General features: G+C 64.4%; 2 protein-coding genes. Both read right to left on the bottom strand.

Annotated features, from left to right (window positions below; all coding sequences use genetic code 11):
* On the bottom strand, nt 1-262 hold a 262-nt coding region (locus Q8K99_05030; GenBank protein MDP2181918.1), incomplete at its 3' end, for a UPF0182 family protein.
* A gap of 49 nt (nt 263-311) precedes the next feature.
* On the bottom strand, nt 312-1383 hold a 1072-nt coding region (locus Q8K99_05025; GenBank protein MDP2181917.1), incomplete at its 5' end, for an HD domain-containing protein.

Below are 1383 nucleotides of genomic sequence, written 5' to 3'. Positions count from 1 at the left end.
TGAGCACAGCGCGCGGCGCAAGTCCACGCGCGATGCGCACGTTCACGAAGATCGTCGCGAATGCGAACACCCCGAAGATCGCTGCTGTCGCCACGCTGGAGACGATGCGCACGATGAAGACCTGCTGCTCGCCGAGGTCGAGATACCACAGCCAGTCCGTGTAGACCGTCGCAAGCCACCCAAGAAGCGGCATGCCGAGAAAGACCGCCGTGGCGATGATGGCCACGACCATGCGCGCGCGCGAGACTGGTTGTTGTGCCATGCCGCACTCCTATCTGTCGCAGTGGCCGCGTCCGGTCGGCCTGCAGGTGTCAGACGTAATCGTCAGGTTCGATGTTGAGCCCGCGCGGATCTAGGCAGGCGATGATCGAGCGGGCAGCGTCCACGCCGAGATCGAGATCGTGCGGGTCGATCATCGCCCCATCGGGTGTTGTGATGACACGTATGAGGGGGCGCACCGGATCGAGCGGACTCGGCGTGACCACAACCCCGACTTCGCCGCTTGACAAGCGAACGACCGACCTCGGCGGGTAGACCCCCATGAGCCTCACGAAGAGGCGCACGAGGGCCGGATCGAGTGAGTTCCCTGCGCTCTTGACCATGACAGCCATCGCCTCATCCTGCACGCGCGCCGCGCTGTACGCACGCCGGGACGTCATCGCGTCGTATGAGTCGGCGACAGCTACGATGCGCGACGTGAGGTGCTGCGTCCGCGCGGGCACGCGCTGCGGGTAGCCGGCGCAATCGTAGCGCATGTGATGCTCGAGAATGATGACGATGGCCGACTTGTCGAGACCCGGCATGAGCGCTGCCATCTCAGCCCCGTGGACCGGATGCTGGCGCACGTTCGCCCACTCGTCCGGCGAGAGCGCGCCTGGCTTGTTGAGGATTTCGAGGTCGACCGTGAGCTTCCCGATGTCGTGGAGAAGCGCTCCGATCCCGAGTGACGAGAGGAACCTGTAGTCTGTCGTGACCGCAGCACCAAGTGCCAGTGCGAGGATCGCGACGTTCGCGGAATGATAGAAGGTGTACTCGTCGTAGTTCTTGAGCCCGGTGAGCTGAAGCATCGCATAGCGGTTCTGCAGAACGTTGTCGACGAGACTGCGCACGACACCCTTCACCTGCGTGGTACTCGGGGTTCGGTTGGAGCGAACGAGACGATCGATCTCGCGCATGAGCTGAAGCGCGCCGCCGTAGGAAGCCCGCGCCTCTTCGGAGGGTTGTCCTTCGAGGCCAATCGCCTTGTCGAAGACCCGTACCTCCCCGACGCGCACGTGCGGCAGATCGGCCTCCTTGAGCAGGCGGGAGAGTCCCTGGTGGCGTTCAACCTCACCCGCGTCGTGTGAGAGCACGGCAACGGCGCGTGTCGTCTCGGCCTGGGTG

Source organism: Actinomycetota bacterium, from assembly GCA_030682655.1.
Lineage (GTDB): Bacteria > Actinomycetota > Coriobacteriia > Anaerosomatales > JAUXNU01 > JAUXNU01.
Note: the sequence above shows the minus strand (reverse complement) of the source record. Positions and strands in the feature narration are given on the sequence as shown.